Below are 1,184 nucleotides of genomic sequence, written 5' to 3' on the forward strand. Positions count from 1 at the left end.
ACTGGCGACAGCCCATCATTTGCTTGATGAGGCCGTTGCCGATTATAGTAACTCATCAGGTAATGGCTGATGTCTTTCTTAGCTTGAGCTTGTGTCAGGTAACCTGTTGCTGGTATCCACTCGGTTTTCAAGCTTCTAAATAGCCGCTCCATGGGAGCGTTGTCCCAACAATTACCACGACGACTCATGCTTTGAGTTATACGATATCGCCAAAGTCTTTGGCGATATTTACGGCTGCTATATTGGCAGCCTTGATCTGAATGGAACATCACGTTCTTCGGACATCCTCGTTGCTCCCAGGCCATCTCCAAAGCTTTAGATACTAATTCAGTATCGGGCTTATCGGATAAAGACCACCCCACAACGCGTCGGCTAAATAGGTCAAGCACTACCGCTAAATAGGTCCACTTCGAACCTGACCAAATATAAGTAATATCGCCACACCAAACACGATTCGGAGTACTGACAGAAAACTCACGCTTCAGTAGATTTGGAATACTTGGCCTTTCTACTTTTGCATGTCTATATCGATGCGAACCTGGCTGTTTACTCATTAAATCAGCTTCACGCATTATCTGGCGAACCTTGAATCGTCCGGCTTTTATGCCTTCTTCGCTCAGCATCGAGACAAGAGTACGGCTGCCAGCAGAGCCTCGACTCATGTTGAAGAGTTCTTTAATTTGGCTAGCTAGACGAATGCGACTGGCATCCGGCTTGCGTTGCTTAAACTCGTAGTAACAAGACGAAGCTACGTTGAACAGTTCGCAAAGCATTTTGACCGATTCATGCTCCCTCAACTTGTCTATTAACGAGAACGTTCGAGTTCGTCCGACATTAAGAGAGCGGTGGCCTTTTTTAATATGGATTTTTCTCGTTCTAGCCGGTTAATCCGGGTTTCTAACTCTTGGATTTTCTTTTGCTCAGGCGTGAGGGCTTTAGCCGTTGGAGTCATCCCACCTCGCTCAACTTTGAGTTGGTCGACCCATCGCCGTAAAGCCGTTTCACCTACGCCCATAGAGTTAGCTGCTTCAGGTATGGAGTACCCTTGATCAAGAACCAAACTTGCAGCATCTAGTTTGAACTCAGTAGAAAATGTACGTCGTTGTCGTTTTGTCATTGAACACCTCATTTATGGTGGAGACTTTACCACCTAATTTGGTGTCCGGGATCATTAGACCACTACA

1 protein-coding gene is annotated in these 1,184 nt (G+C 46.0%); it reads right to left on the reverse strand.

Going from position 1 to position 1,184, the window contains the following annotated elements:
* A protein-coding gene (locus tag NX845_RS23360) for an IS3 family transposase (RefSeq protein WP_260257209.1) occupies positions 1-1,117 on the reverse strand; the annotation gives its coding sequence in 2 pieces (ribosomal slippage) (positions 1-859 and positions 859-1,117; 1,118 coding nt annotated over the 2 pieces). This gene is flagged as partial in the annotation.
* Positions 1,118-1,184: the final 67 nt, after the last annotated feature.

This window comes from Vibrio sp. NC2 (assembly GCF_025195005.1).
Taxonomy (GTDB): Bacteria; Pseudomonadota; Gammaproteobacteria; order Enterobacterales; family Vibrionaceae; genus Vibrio; species Vibrio splendidus.